Source organism: Gilliamella sp. Fer4-1 (assembly GCF_001690515.1).
GTDB lineage: Bacteria > Pseudomonadota > Gammaproteobacteria > Enterobacterales > Orbaceae > Gilliamella > Gilliamella apicola_C.
In genome coordinates, this window is the sequence record NZ_LZGZ01000250.1 from 1 (window position 1) to 1,828 (window position 1,828).

Here is a 1,828-nt window from a genome sequence, read left to right on the forward strand (position 1 = left end):
GAGCTAGTTTTACTCCGCGTGAATTGGCTAACCTCACCATTGAGTTTTATCGTCGTAATTATATTGAGGGCTTATTTATTAGTTCGGGCATAGTTAGAAGTCCCGATCATACCATGGAAAAAATGATTAGAGTGGTAAAAATTTTGCGCCATGAGCACGATTTTAATGGTTATATTCATATGAAGGCGATCCCTGGCGCAAGTAACGAGCTAATTAATAAAGCTGGCATATTAGTTGATAGGATGAGTGTTAATTTGGAAATTCCAACCGAAGAAAATCTTAAATTATTAGCACCTGATAAAGATCACCAAAGCATCTATCAGCCTATGCGTCAAATTCATCAAAACCTATTAGAAAATATTGAAGATCGCAAAAAATTTCGTGCTACACCCAAATTTGTACCCGCCGGTCAAAGTACACAAGTTATTATTGGTGCAACAGATGAATCAGATAAACAGATATTACAATTAACGGCCAAACTTTACAAACGACCTAGTATGAAGCGGGTTTACTATTCGGGATTTATTCCTGTAAATGGTTACGATAAACGTTTACCTGTAGTGCAAGAGGTGCCAAGAGTACGTGAAAACCGTTTATATCAAGCGGACTGGTTACTGCGTTTTTATGATTTTAATGTTGATGAAATTGTTAACGATCAATACCCCGATCTTGATTTGACTGTCGATCCTAAGCTATCTTGGGCCATCCGCAACCCACAATGCTTTCCAGTTGATGTTAACCGTGATAGCTACCAAAAAATTTTGCGGGTGCCAGGTATTGGTATTAAATCGGCCAAGTTGATTGTGATGGCAAGGCGTCATCGAAAGCTTACTTTTGATGCGCTTAAGCGCATTGGCGTTGTTTTAAAGCGTGCGCAATTTTTTATTGTTTATCATGAAATGAGGAAATTTAAAGTGCTTGATTCATCGGCCGAGTATATCCGACTCTCTTTGCAAGATCCCCCTTTGTTAGAGGCAAAGCAAGATAATATTCCACAGCAACTAGTCATGGGATGGTAGAGCATGTTAGCATTCTATTACGATAAAAGCTTTGAAGGATTATTATGTGCGGTATTTGAGGCTTTTAAGCTCAAAAAAATGCCTGAATGTTTGTTAGCTACAGAGCAAGTAGAGCCACTATTAGTATCTGACACACATCATGTCGAATTTGATAATGCCAAATATGAGCGTGTTCGAAAGGCATTAATTAACAAACTTAGTAAAGTTGCTCTACGCCATTTAATGTATGTTTGGTTATCTGAACTGCCCGAAAGTGATTTAATCGTTTTTCGCTATATTTGCAAGGTATTTAAATCATCTCAATCAATCGAAACCGATTTTGCCGATCAAGATGTGCTGGCGGTACATGATATCGCTAAAAAAGTTAGTCGAGAACGGCATCGTGTGATCCAATTTGTACGTTTTAGTGCTATAAATAATCCTGTTAAAGATGTGTTTAATGATAAAGAAGATAAAATCTATTTTTCAATCATTGCTCCTATATATAACGTATTGCCGTTGGTACTAAAGTTTTTTAAAGATCGTTTTGCTGATCAAAAGTGGGCTATCTATGATGAAAAGCGCGAATATGGTTATATTTATAATTTACATAGCATTAAACCCGTTTCGCTGACTGATAAAAATGATTTGATTATTAACAGTCAAGTGAATAAAAATTATCTAGCTAGGGATGAAGCATTATTTCAAACCATGTGGTTACGTTATTGTAATGCGTTAACTATCAAAGAACGAATCAACCCAAAATTACAAAGGCAACAAATGCCAAGTCGATTTTGGCATTTGTTGCCAGAAATGAAACTCATGTTGAA

At 36.5% G+C, this 1,828-nt stretch carries 2 protein-coding genes; both read left to right on the forward strand.

Annotated elements, in window-relative coordinates; all coding sequences use genetic code 11:
- A partial coding sequence (locus A9G30_RS08725; RefSeq protein WP_065588690.1) for a putative DNA modification/repair radical SAM protein occupies positions 1-1,019 on the forward strand: 1,019 nt, incomplete at its 5' end.
- Positions 1,020-1,022: 3 nt separating this feature from the next.
- A partial coding sequence (locus A9G30_RS08730; protein WP_065588691.1) for a TIGR03915 family putative DNA repair protein occupies positions 1,023-1,828 on the forward strand: 806 nt, incomplete at its 3' end.